15 protein-coding genes and 1 pseudogene are annotated in these 15,828 nt (G+C 54.1%); 6 read left to right on the top strand and 10 right to left on the bottom strand.

Going from position 1 to position 15,828, the window contains the following annotated elements; all coding sequences use genetic code 11:
- Positions 1 to 69: 69 nt before the first annotated feature.
- Positions 70 to 3,972, bottom strand: coding sequence for an ATP-dependent RNA helicase HrpA (gene hrpA / locus V6E55_RS07075; protein ID WP_316942461.1), 3,903 nt, complete (start codon positions 3,970 to 3,972; stop codon positions 70 to 72).
- A gap of 205 nt (positions 3,973 to 4,177) precedes the next feature.
- Here hrpA and azoR point away from each other — a divergent pair, with 205 nt between their 5' ends.
- Positions 4,178 to 4,783, top strand: coding sequence for an FMN-dependent NADH-azoreductase (gene azoR, locus V6E55_RS07070; RefSeq protein ID WP_316942460.1), 606 nt, complete (start codon positions 4,178 to 4,180; stop codon positions 4,781 to 4,783).
- Positions 4,784 to 4,872: 89 nt separating this feature from the next.
- Positions 4,873 to 5,559 (top strand): RluA family pseudouridine synthase, encoded by a 687-nt coding sequence (locus V6E55_RS07065; RefSeq protein WP_316942459.1) that lies wholly within the window; start codon positions 4,873 to 4,875, stop codon positions 5,557 to 5,559.
- A 7-nt stretch (positions 5,560 to 5,566) separates the two neighbouring features.
- On the opposite strand, the gene V6E55_RS07060 is transcribed toward V6E55_RS07065, so the two are convergent.
- Positions 5,567 to 6,106, bottom strand: coding sequence for a DUF2058 domain-containing protein (locus V6E55_RS07060; RefSeq protein WP_114977306.1), 540 nt, complete (start codon positions 6,104 to 6,106; stop codon positions 5,567 to 5,569).
- 268 nt (positions 6,107 to 6,374) lie between these two features.
- Between V6E55_RS07060 and V6E55_RS07055 the strand changes: the two genes are divergently transcribed.
- The 4 genes from V6E55_RS07055 to V6E55_RS07040 all read left to right on the top strand — a co-directional run bounded on the left by V6E55_RS07055 (position 6,375) and on the right by V6E55_RS07040 (position 9,844).
- Entirely contained in the window at positions 6,375 to 6,896 is a 522-nt protein-coding gene (locus tag V6E55_RS07055) for a DUF2778 domain-containing protein (protein WP_316942458.1), read from the top strand.
- A gap of 253 nt (positions 6,897 to 7,149) precedes the next feature.
- The gene (locus V6E55_RS07050; protein WP_114977308.1) at positions 7,150 to 7,641 is read left to right on the top strand and encodes an Hcp family type VI secretion system effector; all 492 of its coding nucleotides are present in this window, start codon (positions 7,150 to 7,152) and stop codon (positions 7,639 to 7,641) included.
- Between the two features lie 179 nt (positions 7,642 to 7,820).
- Entirely contained in the window at positions 7,821 to 8,795 is a 975-nt protein-coding gene (locus V6E55_RS07045) for a DUF1852 domain-containing protein (protein ID WP_316942457.1), read from the top strand.
- Positions 8,796 to 8,818: 23 nt separating this feature from the next.
- Positions 8,819 to 9,844 (top strand): methionine synthase, encoded by a 1,026-nt coding sequence (locus tag V6E55_RS07040; RefSeq protein WP_316942456.1) that lies wholly within the window; start codon positions 8,819 to 8,821, stop codon positions 9,842 to 9,844.
- 7 nt (positions 9,845 to 9,851) lie between these two features.
- Here the strand turns inward: V6E55_RS07040 and V6E55_RS07035 are convergent, their stop codons facing one another.
- The 8 genes and pseudogenes from V6E55_RS07035 to V6E55_RS07000 all read right to left on the bottom strand — a co-directional run bounded on the left by V6E55_RS07035 (position 9,852) and on the right by V6E55_RS07000 (position 15,729).
- Positions 9,852 to 10,382, bottom strand: coding sequence for a DUF3833 domain-containing protein (locus V6E55_RS07035; protein WP_316942455.1), 531 nt, complete (start codon positions 10,380 to 10,382; stop codon positions 9,852 to 9,854).
- Positions 10,379 to 10,903: a hypothetical protein gene (locus V6E55_RS07030; RefSeq protein WP_316942454.1), complete on the bottom strand. Its 525-nt coding sequence runs from the start codon at positions 10,901 to 10,903 to the stop codon at positions 10,379 to 10,381. The genes V6E55_RS07035 and V6E55_RS07030 overlap by 4 nt, the downstream gene beginning before the upstream one ends.
- Positions 10,900 to 11,385, bottom strand: a complete 486-nt coding sequence (locus tag V6E55_RS07025; protein ID WP_316942453.1) for a DUF2878 domain-containing protein — start codon at positions 11,383 to 11,385, stop codon at positions 10,900 to 10,902. Before V6E55_RS07025 ends, V6E55_RS07030 begins: the two co-directional genes overlap by 4 nt.
- Positions 11,382 to 12,602, bottom strand: a pseudogene (locus V6E55_RS07020) (class I SAM-dependent methyltransferase). The gene V6E55_RS07025 and the pseudogene V6E55_RS07020 overlap by 4 nt, the downstream one beginning before the upstream one ends.
- A complete protein-coding gene (locus V6E55_RS07015) occupies positions 12,599 to 13,321 on the bottom strand; it encodes a DUF1365 domain-containing protein (protein WP_316942452.1) in 723 nt (240 codons plus the stop codon). Before V6E55_RS07015 ends, V6E55_RS07020 begins: the two are co-directional and overlap by 4 nt.
- A gap of 1 nt (position 13,322) precedes the next feature.
- The gene (locus V6E55_RS07010) at positions 13,323 to 14,582 is read right to left on the bottom strand and encodes an NAD(P)/FAD-dependent oxidoreductase (RefSeq protein ID WP_316942451.1); all 1,260 of its coding nucleotides are present in this window, start codon (positions 14,580 to 14,582) and stop codon (positions 13,323 to 13,325) included.
- On the bottom strand, positions 14,579 to 15,298 hold the full coding sequence (locus tag V6E55_RS07005) for an SDR family NAD(P)-dependent oxidoreductase (RefSeq protein WP_114977317.1): 720 nt from the start codon (positions 15,296 to 15,298) through the stop codon (positions 14,579 to 14,581). The genes V6E55_RS07010 and V6E55_RS07005 overlap by 4 nt, the downstream gene beginning before the upstream one ends.
- Entirely contained in the window at positions 15,295 to 15,729 is a 435-nt protein-coding gene (locus V6E55_RS07000) for a nuclear transport factor 2 family protein (protein ID WP_129995860.1), read from the bottom strand. The genes V6E55_RS07005 and V6E55_RS07000 overlap by 4 nt, the downstream gene beginning before the upstream one ends.
- Positions 15,730 to 15,828: the final 99 nt, after the last annotated feature.

Raw genomic sequence — 15,828 nt, 5'->3', positions numbered from 1 at the left:
AGTGCGGGCTGATGCCCTACCCCGGCCCTCTCCCTCTGCCCCCTAAAGGGAGAGGGAGAAAACCGCGTTTTAACCGGAAATCTGCTCCATTGTCTGCAAAATACGTTTATCCGAAATCGGATACGGCGTACCGAGCTGCTGAGCAAAGAAGCTGACACGCAGCTCTTCGATCATCCAGCGGACTGCCTGAACGTCTTCATCGTCGCGACGTGCCGGAGGAAGTTTGTTCAGCCATTGCTGCCACGCCTGCTGCACGCTCTCCACTTTCAACATCTGGGCACGATCGCGGTGTGGGTCGATAGCCATTTTCTCAAGCCGTTTTTCAATCGCCTGCAGATAACGCAACGTATCACCGAGTCGCTTAAAGCCGTTCCCGGTGACAAACCCACGGTACACCAGCCCGGCCATCTGCGCTTTTACATCAGACAGCCCCAGCGCCATGGTCATATCCACACGCCCTTTCAGACGTTTGTTGATATTGAAAACGGTGGTGAGGATTTGCTCGACCTGTTTGGCAATATCTACCACCGTGTCGTTCAGCTCCGCGCGTACCTTGTCATGAAGCTGAGCAAAACCTGCTTCGGTCCAGACCGGACCACCCGCCTCGTGGATCAGTTTGTCCACGCCGCAGGAGATACAGTCGTCGATCAGATCCAGCACTTTACCGTATGGGTTAAAGTACAGTCCCAGTTTGGCTTTGTTCGGTAACTTCTCGTGCAGATACTTAATCGGCGACGGAATATTCAACAGCAGCAAGCGGCGCAGACCGCGCCACATCATCTGTTGCTGTTCCTGCGGGTTATCAAACAGCTTGATCGCCACACTGTCGCGCTCATCGACCAGCGCGGGCCAGGCCTTCACCTTATAGTTACCGCGCTTCTGCTCATAGCTTTCCGGAAGCTGACCAAAACTCCAGATGTGCAATCCGCTCTGCTCGATACCATCATCCGCAACCGCAGATAGCGTCTCCTGGACTTTGCCTTTCAACGCCTCTTTCAGTTCGGTCAGGGAACGCCCTTCCTGCAGCTTTTTGTTTTTATCGTCCACCACGCGGAAACTGATTTTCAGATGATCGGGCACCTGATCCCAGTTCCAGTCATCGCGGTCGATGGTCGTGCCCGTCATGCGTCTGAACTCTCGCTCCAGGGCATCCAGCAGCGGCAGTTCCAGCGGTGTGACGCGGGCTAAAAACGCTTCGGCATAGTTTGGTGCTGGCACAAAGTTGCGGCGCACCGGTTTCGGCAGCGATTTGATTAATGCAATGATCAGTTCGCGACGCAGGCCAGGAATTTGCCACTCGAACCCGCTCTCTTCCACCTGGTTTAACAGTGGCAGCGGAATGTGTACGGTCACCCCATCCGCGTCTGCACCTGGTTCAAACTGATAGGTCAAACGCAGCTTAAGGTTGCCCTGATGCCAGAAGTTCGGGTAATCAAGTTTGCTGACTGACTCCGCCCCTTCCTTAATCAACATGCTCTTCTCAAAGTTGAGCAGGTCTGGCGTCTCTTTACTGGCCTTCTTCCACCAGCTGTCGAAGTGACGGGCAGAGATCACATCATGGCTGATGCGCTGATCGTAAAACTCAAACAACGCGTCATCATCCACCAGTATGTCGCGGCGACGGGATTTGTGTTCAAGCTCTTCCACCTCGGCGCGCAGCTTGAGGTTTTCGCGGAAGAAGGCGTGGCGCGTCTGCCAGTCACCCTCCACCAGCGCATGGCGGATAAACAGCTCGCGGCACAACGCCGGATCAATCTGGCTGTAGTTAACCTTACGCGCGGCAACAACTGGCAGACCGTAGACGGTCACCTTCTCAGTTGCCATTACCGCGCCCTGCGCACGCTCCCAGTGTGGCTCACTGTACGAGCGTTTCAGCAGATGTTGCGCTACCGGCTCTACCCATTCCGGATCGATACGTGCCGCAATGCGCCCCCACAGACGGCTGGTTTCCACCAGCTCCGCCACCATGGTCCATTTCGGCGGTTTTTTGAATAAGCCGGAACCGGGGAAGATGGAAAAGCGCGCATTACGTGCACCGGTATACTCCTGCTTCTCGGCGTCTTTCATCCCGATATGCGACAACAAACCGGTCAGCAGCGCGATATGCACCTCCCGGTATTCCGCCGGTTCGCTGTTGACCGGTATACCCAGCTCTTTCACTACCTGGCGGAGCTGGGTGTAGATATCCTGCCACTCGCGTACGCGCAGGTAGTTGAGGAAATCCACGCGACACTGGCGACGGAACTGGTTCGAGGAGAGTGCTTTCTGCTGCTCACCGAGATAGTTCCACAGGTTCACAAAGGCGAGGAAATCAGACTCTTTATCGTGGAAGCGGCGGTGTTTTTCATCAGAAGCCTGCTGTTTGTCCATCGGACGTTCACGCGGATCCTGAATGGAGAGCGCCGAGGTGATGATCATCGCTTCACGCACGCAACCGTGTTTTTGCGCTTCCAGCACCATACGCGCCAGACGCGGGTCGACCGGCAGTTGACTGAGCTGGCGGCCCAGCGGTGTCAGCTTATAGGCCGTTGCCAGTTCATCGGTGGTAATGGCGCCGAGCTCTTCCAGCAGACGTACGCCGTCCTGAATGTTGCGTTTGTCCGGTGCTTCCACGAACGGAAACGCCGCGATATCGCCCAGCCCCAGGGCGGTCATCTGCAGGATTACGGACGCCAGGTTGGTACGCAGAATTTCCGGATCAGTAAATTCCGGACGCGACAGGAAATCGTCCTCAGAGTAAAGACGAATACAGATCCCTTCTGACACACGACCACAGCGGCCCTTACGCTGATTTGCGGAGGCCTGGGAAACCGGCTCAATCGGCAGGCGCTGAACTTTAGTACGGTAGCTATAACGACTGATACGCGCCGTGCCTGGGTCGATAACGTATTTGATCCCTGGTACGGTCAGCGAGGTTTCCGCCACGTTGGTCGCCAGCACGATACGTCGCCCGCTGTGCGCCTGGAACACGCGGTTCTGTTCGCTGTTTGACAGACGGGCGTAAAGCGGCAGGATCTCCGTGTGGCGCAGGTCGCGCTTGCTGAGCGCATCTGCCGTATCACGGATCTCACGCTCGCCGCTCATAAAGATCAGGATATCGCCCGCGCTTTCGTTACCCAGCTCGTCAACGGCATCAAAAATGGCCTGCAGCTGGTCACGCTCGGTATCATCCGCCTCTTCCACAATCGGACGATAGCGCACTTCTACCGGATAGGTGCGTCCTGATACCTCTATAATCGGCGCATTGTTGAAATGCTTCGAGAAGCGTTCCGGGTCGATAGTTGCGGAAGTGATGATGATTTTCAGATCCGGGCGACGCGGCAGCAGCTCTTTCAGATAGCCGAGCAGGAAGTCGATGTTCAGGCTGCGTTCGTGCGCTTCGTCAATAATGATGGTGTCGTACTGCATCAGCAGGCGATCCTGCTGGATTTCCGCCAGCAGAATACCGTCGGTCATCAGTTTGACCATGGTGTTATCGCTGACGTGGTCGCTGAATCGCACCTTGTAACCGATGCAGCCGCCCGGCTCCGTTTGCAGCTCCTCGGCAATACGGTTCGCGACGGTACGGGCCGCCAGACGACGCGGCTGGGTGTGGCCAATCAGCCCTTTTACTCCGCGCCCCAGCTCCATACAGATTTTCGGCAACTGGGTGGTTTTCCCCGAACCGGTTTCGCCGGCGACAATCACCACCTGGTGGTCACGGATGGCTTCGAGAATATCCTGTTTTTTCTGACTGACGGGCAGGTTATCCGGGTAATTGATCGCCGGACGCGCAGCTTCACGCAGCACAACTTTCCCTGCCGCCTGTTCAATCTCTTTTGCCATCTCCTGGTAAATGGCCTGTTGTGCATCAGGATTTTTAACCTTCTTCACGCCGTGCAGACGGCGGGCAAAGCGCTGTTTATCACGCAGAGTCAGCGAATCAAGCTGTTGAATGAGCATCGCGAAGGTGAGTTTTTGTTGTTCTGTCATAGCGTTAACGGGCAGTGCACTGCCAGGTAAAATCTCTTTTTAATGATTGCTATAGAGTACCACATTGGTGCTTTCAGCGCCTTATTCAAAAAATTCGAACATAGGCTTCGATATATTGCGCTATCTCTATGGCAGGATTGTGAATAGAGTGTCAACAAGCAACGGGGCAACCCCCTTCAATCAAATGCAATAACAGGAATCACCCATGAGCAAAGTATTAGTTTTGAAATCCAGTATTCTGGCAGGGTACTCTCAGTCTGGTCAGCTGTCTGATTACTTCGTTGAACAGTGGCGTGAACTGCATTCTGCTGACGAAATCACCGTGCGTGACCTGGCTGCAAACCCAATTCCTGTGCTGGATGGAGAACTGGTTGGCGCGCTGCGTCCAGGCGATGCACCACTGAGCCCACGTCAACAGGAAGCTCTGGCCCTGTCCGACGAACTGATTGCTGAGCTGCAGGCGCACGACGTTATCGTCATCAACGCCCCAATGTACAACTTCAACATCCCAACCCAGTTGAAAAACTACTTCGACCTGGTGGCGCGTGCTGGTGTAACCTTCCGTTACACTGAAAATGGCCCGGAAGGTCTGGTGAAAGGTAAGCGCGCGATCGTGCTGACCAGCCGTGGCGGTATCCACAAAGACACCCCAACCGACCTGGTTGCACCATACCTGACCGTTTTCCTGGGCTTCATCGGTATCACTGATGTGAACTTCGTGTTCGCTGAAGGTATTGCCTACGGTCCTGAAATGGCGACCAAAGCCCAGACCGATGCGAAATCCGCTATCGACAGTTTCGTAGCCGCTTAAGATATTCCCCTCTCACCGCCCGGTGGGAGGGTTTTTCTTTTCTCCGCATTTCGTTATCATCCGCTCCCACTCTCCAGCCGGGCGGCCTGATGTCTGCGATTATCGATTCTTTTATTGCCCCACCGTGTCACGACGACATCGAGATCCTCTGGCAGGATGAACATCTGCTGCTGATCAATAAGCCTTCCGGTCTGCTCAGCCTCTCAGGCAAAAATCCGCAAAACCTCGATTCAGTCCATTATCGTCTGGTCCAGACGTTTCCTGGCTGCACGCTGGTGCACCGTCTTGATTTCGGTACCTCCGGGTTGATGGTGATTGCGCGCAATAAAGCCATCAATGCGGCACTGTGCCAACAGTTCAGCCAGCGCAACGTAGAGAAAGTCTACAGCGCCCTGCTTTGCGGACATGTTGAAAATGACGAGGGAATAATAGACGCGCCAATTGCCAAAGACCCGGCGCTGTTTCCGCTGATGTCGATCTGCGCCATTAACGGCAAGCCTGCACGTTCACGCTATCAGGTGGTGGCGCGTTTTTATCAGGATTCAGGGTTGCCGTTAACGCGAGTGAAACTCACCCCGGAAACCGGGCGAACCCATCAGCTGCGTATTCACTGCCAGCAACTGGGGCACCCCATTCTGGGCTGCGATCTGTATGGTGGTCTTGAAGCGCCGGGAGCTGAAGGAACATCCCGGCTGATGTTGCATGCAAGCGAACTGAATTTTATTCATCCTGTGAGCGGAGAGCCGGTTAACGCCCGTCACCCCGCCCCGTTCTGAATCTGATTTACCACATCAAATCGTCAGGGATTTTGAAGTCCGCGTATGGATCGTCTTCATCCTGCTCTTCCTGACTCAGAGAGCTGTTTAAGACGATACTGTCGGCATCGCGCTGGGCAATTTTATCGGCCACCACTGCCGGGATTATCGCGTATTCGCAGTCACCATTAGCATTAATCACCAGGCGCGCAATCGCCAGACGACCGTTGATCAGCTGAGTCTGGGTCTGCTTATCAACCTCGATTTTTTTGATCAGATTGCCATCGGTAAAGTTAAAGGTGATGTTGCCTTTCGCCACGGTGATGCGGTTCATCTCAATCAACTGTTTCACCTGGGCTTTAAACTCTTTCGCCAGCACCGCCTGTTTTTGCTGCTCGCTCAGCAGCTTATCGCGCTCGATCTGTGCTTTCTTGTTCTCTTCTACTGCTTCACGCGCTTCACGTGCCTGAACACGTGATTTCTTTGCCGTGCGCTGCACTTTCGCCGCTTTCTTGCTGCTGACCAAGCCTGCTTTCAGCATCTGCTCTTGTAAGGTGAGTTTTGTCATGATTGTTTCTAAACCGATGGGAAATTTTGGGGATTATAGCGGGAATTGCGGAGCGTGTGCCAGAGAAGTAGGCATAGCGTTTTGTTGCCTGAGCCGTGTTTATTATTTATTCAGTGTTTACTAACATTACAGCCGCAAGAGTGATTAAAAATTGTCAGGTCATTTTCTTAAAAAAATCAGCAGCGCAGAAATATGATGTGAGTTGAATATCTGTACCCACATCAGGCGTAGGCTGCTTTTTCTCTTATTAAAATACTAAGGAGAAAATATGGCCTTAAAAGGAACAATGCTGCTTAACGGTGCTGACTATGCGCCTTTTAACCTGCACGGCGTTGGCGTGTTTATGGCGCATTCCGGGCAGGGAATTTACAGAAACAATGGATTATGTGGTGCAGTCAAAGGATCGGGTCCAATTCCCCCAGGTAAATACTGGATTGTTGACAGAGGGACTGGAGGTTTCTTTTCAGGATTAAAAGCGAAGGTTCAGGATCGGTGGAACAAGGTGAGATCTGGTGCAGAATTTGGCCGCGATGAGTGGTTTGCTTTATACAAGGATGACTGGGGAATCGATGATGGTACCTGGATTGATAACGTCTACCGGGGTTTGTTTCGGCTGCATCCGGGTACGGTATCTGAGGGATGTATCACGATTGCCCATAATTCTGATTACGCATTGATCCGGAATGCTCTCATGAGTACAGAGCTTATTGAAGTTCCCTGTATGCGTTCGCTGATGGCACGCGGCTGGGTTGAGGTGAGTGAAAGTGGCTATACCAGCACTTGCCTGTAAATGGGGTATCAGGCTATTGAAAACGGCCTGGTTTATATGCATCAGCATTATAGTAGGCCGCACATTGGGGCCCGCTGAACGCTATCTAAACCACGACGTCGCCTCATCTATTTGTGATTTTATTTATGGCGATGTGAATGCTGAAACAATATATGACACATATACCAATATCGATATTTTAATTGTACTGACCCTCACCACGGTTATTTATCGCTTAACAACTCTGCTATTCAATAAAATAAGGAAATAACGAATGCCAATTCCCCCCTACATGTGGCTAAAAGACGACGGTGGAGCACATATTAAAGGTTCCGTTGATGTTCAGGACCGTGAAGGCAGCATTGAGATCATAGGGCTGAGCCATGGCATCAACCTCCCGGTAGACAGCGCTAACGGCAAGATCACCGGCACGCGTCAACACTCATCCATGCGGATTGAAAAGGAAGTTGATAGCTCCACGCCCTATCTCTACAAAGCAGCATCTACCGGTCAGGCGCTTAAAAGCGCTGAAATCAAGTTCTATCATATTAATGATGCCGGACAGGAAGTCTGTTATTACTCCGTACTAATGGAGAACGTAAAGGTTACTGGTGTTAACTGCAGCGTGCCAAACGTGAAGATCGCTGCCAACGATAAAATGAACCACGTTGAAAGCGTAAGCCTGCAGTACGAAAAAATTACCTGGCGCATCGTCGATGGGAACATCATGCACAGCGACGCCTGGAACGAACGGCCTACAGCCTAACGCTAAGGGGCGCGATGCCCCTTCCTCTTCCACTTCACTCTCCAGCCTGTGCGCAATCCTGTTAATGAATTTCCCTCATGTTGCAGTGAAATTAAGTCACTTCCCCTGCGCCACGGGCTCAGGCATAAATTATGCATCGGTAACTTCTTGGCAACATGAACTTAGGATGCATAACCACAATGAGTAAAGCTTTTACATATACCCTTAAGCGCAGTTGCTTCGATGAGAATTACAACCCGTCAGAAAATACGCGTACCACCACCAATTTTGCCAATCTGGCGCGTGGGGAAAAACGTCAGGAAAACCTGCGAAACACGCTGGTGATGATCAATAACCGTTTTAACGCCCTGGCGCGCTGGGATAACCCAAACGCCGATCGCTATGCGGTCGAACTTGAAATCATTTCAGTTGAGATGAACATCGGTGCTGAGAAAGCATTCCCGGCCATTGAGATACTGCAGACCACTATTGTCGACAAGAAAAACAACCAGCGTATCCCTGGCATTGTCGGGAATAACTTCTCGTCGTATGTGCGGGATTATGATTTCAGCGTGCTGCTGCTCGAGCACAACAAGAACCAGCAGCACTTCAGCATTCCGGAAAAGTTTGGCGAGCTGCATGGCAATATCTTCCGCCATTTTATGAGCTCATCTGAGTACAGAAAGAACTTCAAAAAGGCACCTGTAATTTGCCTGAGCGTCTCCAGCAAAGATACCTACCGCCGTACGGGAAACGAGCACCCTGTGCTCGGCATCGAGTATCAGCCAGATGGCGAGTCTTTAACAGAACAGTACTTCGCGAAGATGGGCCTGAACGTACGCTATTTCATGCCTGAAAACAGCGTCGCACCTTTTGCGTTCTTTTTTACCGGCGATTTGCTGAGTGATTACACCGATCTGGAACTGATCGGCACCATCAGCACGATGGAAACGTTCCAGAAAATCTATCGACCGGAAATTTATAACGCTAACTCGGCGGCGGGACTTTTCTATCGACCGGACCTGAACCAGCAGGATCACTCATTAACAAAAATTGTTTATGACCGCGAAGAGCGAAGCCGTCTGGCGATTGAACAGGGTCGATTTACTGAAACGTACTTCATTAAGCCTTACCAACACATTCTTGAGCAGTGGTCTGATAACTACACGCTTTAATTCATCAAAAAAGGTCTTTTATTATGAAAACATTGCTCCCGACTTCTACGGCTGGCAGCCTGCCTAAGCCGACCTGGCTTGCTCAACCTGAAACACTGTGGTCACCCTGGAAATTACAGGATCAGGAATTACTCGCGGGGAAACAGGACGCACTTCGTTTGTCTCTGGATGAGCAGATCCGTGCGGGTATTGATATTGTCAGCGACGGTGAACAAACCCGCCAGCACTTCGTCACCACCTTTATTGAACACCTGAGCGGCGTTGATTTTGAGAACCGCCAGACCGTGCGCATTCGTAACCGCTATGACGCCAGCGTGCCGACCGTGGTCTCTGCCGTTGCGCGCCAGAAACCGGTATTCGTGGACGATGCAAAATACTTACGCCAGTTGACGGACAAGCCGATCAAATGGGCCCTGCCGGGGCCAATGACCATGATCGACACCCTCTACGACGCGCACTATAAAAGCCGTGAAAAGCTGGCCTGGGAGTTCGCCAAAATCCTGAATCAGGAAGCGAGAGAATTAGAAGCAGCTGGCGTCGATATTATTCAGTTTGATGAGCCGGCTTTTAATGTGTTTTTTGATGAGGTGAACGACTGGGGCATCGCCGCGTTAGAACGTGCCATTGAAGGGCTGAAATGTGAAACGGCGGTACATATCTGCTACGGATACGGTATTAAAGCCAATACTGACTGGAAAAAAACGCTCGGCTCAGAGTGGCGACAGTATGAAGAAGCATTTCCGAAGCTGCAGACATCAAACATCGACATTATCTCCCTGGAGTGCCACAACTCCCGCGTACCAATGGATCTTCTGGAGCTGATCCGCGGTAAAAAAGTGATGGTTGGTGCAATTGATGTCGCCACAAACAGTATCGAAACGCCAGAAGAAGTGGCCAATACGCTGCGTAAAGCGCTGCAGTTTGTTGATGCCGATAAGCTTTACCCGTCAACCAACTGCGGTATGGCTCCACTTTCCCGTCAGGTTGCCAACGGTAAGCTGAAAGCCCTGAGCGCCGGGGCGGAGATTATTCGCAAAGAGCTCGCATAACGGCGCATCACTCGCCGTTCCGGGTAAAGAACAGCGTCACCGTGGCGACGGTGACGCCCAGTTTCTTCATCTCGGTTTTATTGAACAGATGTGTCTCATCCTGCAGGTACATCCAGTCGTCAAACTTGAGCAGCCAGGTACTGCCGTTCGCCTTCACATTCATGCTGTAATGCCAGTTAAAGGCGTTGCCTGCTGCCTGCCCGGTGGCGACCCCTTCAATGTCCCCTGCCGTACCCTCGTAGCGATCGTTCCCCACCCGGCGTATATGCCAGACCCGCTGCTGCTTTTCACCGTCGTCATAAACAAAGTGTTCATTGAGCGTTAGCGTATCGCCGATAACATCCCCGGCAATCTCAACGTGGAAACGACGGATCTGTTTGCCGCCGCGATCCTGCACCATCCCCCACGCTTCGGTTTTGCCCTGGAAGTAGTGGAAGATATCGAGCCGCGGCTGCTGCTGGCGATACTCGGTCACGTCTGTGCTACAGCCGGCCAGCAGCATCAAGAATGCCAGCGCCATCATCAGGATTCGTTTCATTTTTGGTCTCCGATTAACTGCTGACGCAGGTCTGGATACTGCGTGCTTGGGCCAAGCCAGATCGCCAGAAAGCGAGTACTGAATGCTTCTGACTGGCGTGGTCCCAGGGGAATAAAACTTTTCCGGGTGGCGGGCTCGCGATACCAGAACTGCCCCTGCTTATCATTGAGGACAAACGCCAGTTGCGAACCCGGTCTGACATCTGGCCACAGCGACTGAAGCATACGCAGCCAGGCTTCGCTTTGAGGCTCCTGCGCCAGGATCCCCTGAGCCTTCCACTGGTCGCGGGTCGCTTCAACCAGCTCATCGCGATCGATATCGCGCGCATAGGTAATAATTAGCGCCTGATCCTGATTTTCCCGGCTGTATCGACCATCCGGAGTACACAGCTGGGAGGTATAGACGGTAAACGGTCCCCAGGTCAGCGTGGCATCCCCCACCTTATGCCAGGCCAGCCAGTCGGCCGCCTGGACAAGAGGGGACATGGTCATCAGCCAGATAAGCAAAACGGCAGACCTCATTTTTGTCTCCCCAATAGCAGGTGAAAAAACAGCATCAACACCAGCCAGCCCGGCACCATCCAACTGACGACGATAAAGGTCGGCGCCAGAAACGTGATGGCACCTAGCCGCTCACCAATCAGGTAGGCCACCGGCCCTCCTACGGCTGCCAGCAGGGTCATCAGCCAGCCGGGTAAGGTAGTAGTGAGCGTAAGCTGTGTCCAGACGGTGGCGAACATCAGCCACAATGCCACCATCCATAGCGGTATCAGGGACTCGCTCGTGAAGGAAATCAGCCCCGTTAACGCCCAGAGTGCATCCAGCAGGCAGCCTGCTGCGGCCAGACCGATTGCGTACAGACGGTATGCTGACGGCAACAACAGACAGGCAAGGATCGCCAGCGCGAGCCAGATAATCAGGCCTTGCTCGCGAAAGAGCACCACCAGCGCCCAGTAAAGATCGAACGCGATGGCCAGCAGGAAGACCTGAAGGTATCGTTTCATACGCGCTCAGCGGTCAACTGCACCACGCTAATGGTGCGAGCGTTAAACCCGGCTTCGCAGTAGCCAAAGTAGTAAAGCCACATCCGGCGAAAACGCTCATCGAACCCGAGTTTTTCAATCTCCTGCTAGGTATGGATAAAGCGCTGCCGCCAGTGGGCCAGCGTGCGGGCGTAGTCAGGCCCCATGTCGAAGAGATTACGCACCACGAAATCGGTGTGGCGTGTCATCAGCTCATTCATCGCGGTAATGCTTGGCAAGAAGCCGCCGGGAAAAATATAGCGCTGGATAAAATCGACGCTTTTGCTGTAGTCACGATAGCGCTGGTCCTGAATAGTAATGGCCTGAATTGCCATGCGACCTCCCGGACGCAGCCGCGCCTGGCAGGTACGGAAGAACACTGGCAAGTAGCGCTGCCCTACGGCTTCAATCATCTCTATTGAGACCAGCTTGTCATACTGTCCGGTAAGGTCACGGTAATCGCAAAGCAGTACCTCGACGCGATCCTGCAATCCGGCGCGGGCGATACGCTCCGTCGCCCAGAGATATTGCTCTTTCGACAGCGTGGTAGTGGTTACCCGACAGCCGTAATGACGAGCGGCGTATTCCGCCATCGCGCCCCAACCAGTGCCAATTTCCAGCAGGTGATCGGTCTCATTCAGAGCCAACTGTTCGCACAAACGCGCCATTTTTGCCTGCTGCGCTGCCGTAAGATCCTGCTCGTCCGCGGTAAACAGCGCGCTGGAATAGAGCAGCTCCTTATCCAGAAAATGAGCATAAAAGGTGTTGCCCAGATCGTAATGGGCGGCAATATTTTCACGTGCCTGCGAGCGGGAGTTACGCCGCGTCCAGTGACGGAGCCGCTCCAGCGGTCGGCCGAGCAGCCGAAACCCTTTTTCCAGACGGCCAAGTACCTCGCCGTTAAGCGCCAGTAGCTCCAGAAGCGGCGTGAGTTGCGTGGTTTCCCATTCGCCGTCCATCCAGGCTTCTGCCGCGGCAAGGCTACCGCCGGTTAAGACGCGCCAGTAGACGCCGGGAGAAAGGATTTGCACATCCGCATGCAGCGCGGAGGATGTCTCGCCAAAATGGAAAGTTTGTGCCCCTTCGCGCAGCGTGAGCGAGCCGCCGCGAATACCGCTTAGCAAACGAAAAAGCAGCCAGCGCGCGATGCGGACGTTGCGCGGGATATCGGGTTCAAGCGCAAAGACAGGATCGGTCATGAGCGTTCACTCCTGCTGACGGGATGGTGATACAGCGGCACACGCTTCAGCCACAGGCGCAGCGCCTGCCAGTAAATGGCGAAAACGGTTTTCAGGGTCATGAGCGGGATGCGCAGCAACAGCGAGCGCAGCGCGGGGGGCGTCAACGGCTCACGACGCAACGCGAGCGTGGCGTCAAAAACTTTCGTTTCCTGATGATTTTCAATGTGCATATGCAGCGTGTTATGCGGGCTGTTAAAGCGCCAGTGATAGACCATGTCCATCGGGTTGAAGGGGGAAACGTGAAACGCTTTTTCCGTGGGCTGCGCATTTTGTCCGTTAACGGCATAGTAATGACGTTCATTCCACGGCGTATTGCGGACTTCCGCCAGGATCCAGCGCAGCGTTTTGTCCCGGTCATAGCAGTAGTAGAAATTAACCGGGTTGAAATGAAAGCCGAAATAGCGCAGCTGAGTCAGAAGCATCACCCGCCCGTCAGGACGTTCTCCGGTCAAGCTCTCCAGCCTGCTCAGCACGTTCTCTTTGAGCGGCGAGCCGAGCGGATAGTCTGCGTCGTAAAACGAGGCGGCGGCAAAGCGATTGCGCCGCACGCCGACAGATGCCAGCAGCGGCAATTCATCCAGATCCAACCAGGCCATAAAGACGCTATAGCGAAACTCATGGGTTTTCGGCTGAAGGCGACGGTGGCGCAGTACGCCATGATAGAGGCAGCTGTTCATCTCAGTTCCTCTCTCCGGCCGCTATCGCATTGACAACGTCCAGCGCGCTGCGCACGCCATCCTCATGAAAACCGTTGTACCAGTAGGCCCCGCAAAACCAGCTTCTCTGGTAGCCGTTGATCTCGCCCCGCCGCGCCTGTGCTCGCCAACTTTTCGGGTTAAACAACGGATGTTCATAAACAAAACGTTGCAGAACGAAGCGTTCATCCACCGGCGTGTCCGGGTTCAGGGTGACGCAGAACAACGGACTACCCACAGGCAACCCTTGCAAAATATTCATGTTGTAGGTAACACAGGCGCTGGCTTGCTCGTGTGCGCTCAGGCGGTAGTTCCAGCTGGCCCATGCCCGCTGCCGCACCGGCAGCCAGCGCGGATCGCTGTGTAAAACGACTTCGTTGCGCTGCCAACCAATATCGCCCAGCACCTCGCGCTCTGCGGGCGTTGGGTCATCAAGCATCGCCAGGGCACTGTCGGAGTGGCAGGCAAAAATGACCTGGTCGAAGGTATGGCTGCCATTTTCAAGCTGAAGCGTAACCCCGTGTGCGTGGCGGCTCACCCGCTGCACCGGTGCATTGAGGTGCAGCGTCAGACGCTCGCCCAATTTGTCCAGCATGGCGCGGATATACTCTCGCGAGCCGCCGGGTACCACGTACCACTGCGGGCGATGGGTGATATCCAGCAGGCCATGATGATGAAAGAAGCGTAAAAAGAGCGGCAGCGGGAAACGCTTCATTTCCTGCAGCGACGATGACCAGATGGCGGCCCCCATCGGCAGAATGTAGTGGCGCGCAAAAAACGGTGTGAAGCCATGCTGATCAAGAAACGTTTGTAGCGTGGCGTTCGGGTTCACCTCCCCTGCCAGCGTCTCTTTCGCCAGCCGATTGAAGCGGACGATCTCCCCGAGCAACCGCCAGAACGTCGGATTCACCAGATTTCGACGCTGGGCAAACAGCGATGTCAGGGTGTGTCCGTTGTACTCCAGCCCCGTCGCGGGATTGTGCACCGAAAAGCTCATCTGCGTTTTTTGCCCGCAGATGCCCAGCTCACTGAGTAACCCCATAAACCGCGGGTAGGTGCGGTCGTTGTAGACGATAAACCCGGTATCGATCGCGTATGTGCCCTGAGGTGTCGTAACATCAACCGTTGCGGTATGACCGCCGGGCGTGGCTCCCGCTTCAAACAGCGTCACCTGATGGTGCCCGGCCAGGCGCCAGGCGCAGGTCAGGCCGGCGATGCCGCTGCCGATAATCGCAATGTTCATGAGCGCACCATCCTGCGCAGCAGTGCGCGCTGAAGAAACGCAGGCAGTCCGGAGAGTAATCGCATAATCAGGCCGAAACCGTCAGGAAACGCGATATGCATTTTTCCTGCCGCCAGCCCGGTGCGGATCGCCTTAACCGCGTCGTCGACAGTCACCCGACCAGGCATGCCAAAATCATTTTTCCGCGTCAGAGGCGTGTCAACAAAACCTGGAGAAACAACCGTGACAGCAATCCCTTTTGGCTCCCAGTCAAGGCGCAAGCTCTCGGCAAACCAGCTCAGCGCCGCTTTGGACGCGCCGTAGGCCTCCGCGCGTGGAAATGGAAGCCAGTGGGCCATTGAGCTCACCAGCACCACACGGTTGCCGACAGCCAGCTGCGACTGCAGCACCTCAAGGCAATTCACCGGGCCGAGGAAGTTTGTCGCCATAACGCGTTCCACCAGCGCCGCATCTACCTCGCCATGATCGAGGTATTCGCAGGTACCGGCGCAAAGAATAATCAAATCGGCATAGCTGCCGGCCAGGGCCTGGCGACAGGCGTCCCTGTCTGTCATATCGAACAGGCGAACTGTAAGATTGGGGCAACTCTGGTGCAGAGCCTCAAGACGCGCCGGATCGCGCCCGCAGGCAATCACGTGGTAGCCATCAGCGGCAAATGATTTCGCCAACCCGGCACCAATACCCGAGCTTGCGCCAGTAATGAGTACCGTCTTCATGATTTCACCCTCCGCTTCACGCCGCGTACCGCCCAGCCAAGCAGAGGAAGGTGTTCGTAGAGCATCTCTCCCGCATCGTAGTAATCACGTTGACGCGTGATGAGATGGTTTTCCGTCTCCACTACCGAACACCCCGGCAGTTCGAGCGGCTCTCCACCCGCAATGCGCGGGTGCGACCAGTGCATTACCCAGGTGACAGCAAAGCGACTTTCGCTGCACAGCGGAGGATCGATAGTGAAACGGCAATCTTCGACATTGCCCAGCAGATGGGTGAAATAGCGCTGAAGCGCAAAAATCCCCTGATGTTCGCCGAACGGATCGATAAGCGTGGCATTTGAATGATAAAGCTCCGCCAGCGCAGAGGGTGGCTGGCTATCCAGTGCGGTGTAGTATTTCACAAAACGACTCACGACAGTGTGCAACGTGCTCATGGGTCACATCCCGGCTGTATATAACGTGGCGTAATCGCATAATTAAAACTTACACAAACCATGTTATTTGTCCAAGTTTGTGGTGAGGTATTTTTTATT

Origin of the sequence: Enterobacter sp. 342 (genome assembly GCF_036663495.1) — a bacterium.
In the GTDB taxonomy this organism is placed as follows: Bacteria; Pseudomonadota; Gammaproteobacteria; order Enterobacterales; family Enterobacteriaceae; genus Enterobacter.
Note: the sequence above shows the minus strand (reverse complement) of the source record. Positions and strands in the feature narration are given on the sequence as shown.

Coding starts and splice junctions, on each gene's coding strand:
- V6E55_RS07000 (WP_129995860.1), bottom strand. CDS start 15,729: ATGAGCACGTTGCACACTGTCGTGAGTCGTTTTGTGAAATACTACACC.
- V6E55_RS07005 (WP_114977317.1), bottom strand. CDS start 15,298: ATGAAGACGGTACTCATTACTGGCGCAAGCTCGGGTATTGGTGCCGGG.
- V6E55_RS07025 (WP_316942453.1), bottom strand. CDS start 11,385: ATGAAACGATACCTTCAGGTCTTCCTGCTGGCCATCGCGTTCGATCTT.
- V6E55_RS07060 (WP_114977306.1), bottom strand. CDS start 6,106: ATGACAAAACTCACCTTACAAGAGCAGATGCTGAAAGCAGGCTTGGTC.
- V6E55_RS07050 (WP_114977308.1), top strand. CDS start 7,150: ATGCCAATTCCCCCCTACATGTGGCTAAAAGACGACGGTGGAGCACAT.
- V6E55_RS07055 (WP_316942458.1), top strand. CDS start 6,375: ATGGCCTTAAAAGGAACAATGCTGCTTAACGGTGCTGACTATGCGCCT.
- V6E55_RS07065 (WP_316942459.1), top strand. CDS start 4,873: ATGTCTGCGATTATCGATTCTTTTATTGCCCCACCGTGTCACGACGAC.
- V6E55_RS07010 (WP_316942451.1), bottom strand. CDS start 14,582: ATGAACATTGCGATTATCGGCAGCGGCATCGCCGGCCTGACCTGCGCC.
- V6E55_RS07035 (WP_316942455.1), bottom strand. CDS start 10,382: ATGAAACGAATCCTGATGATGGCGCTGGCATTCTTGATGCTGCTGGCC.
- V6E55_RS07045 (WP_316942457.1), top strand. CDS start 7,821: ATGAGTAAAGCTTTTACATATACCCTTAAGCGCAGTTGCTTCGATGAG.
- azoR (WP_316942460.1), top strand. CDS start 4,178: ATGAGCAAAGTATTAGTTTTGAAATCCAGTATTCTGGCAGGGTACTCT.
- V6E55_RS07040 (WP_316942456.1), top strand. CDS start 8,819: ATGAAAACATTGCTCCCGACTTCTACGGCTGGCAGCCTGCCTAAGCCG.
- V6E55_RS07015 (WP_316942452.1), bottom strand. CDS start 13,321: ATGAACAGCTGCCTCTATCATGGCGTACTGCGCCACCGTCGCCTTCAG.
- hrpA (WP_316942461.1), bottom strand. CDS start 3,972: ATGACAGAACAACAAAAACTCACCTTCGCGATGCTCATTCAACAGCTT.
- V6E55_RS07030 (WP_316942454.1), bottom strand. CDS start 10,903: ATGAGGTCTGCCGTTTTGCTTATCTGGCTGATGACCATGTCCCCTCTT.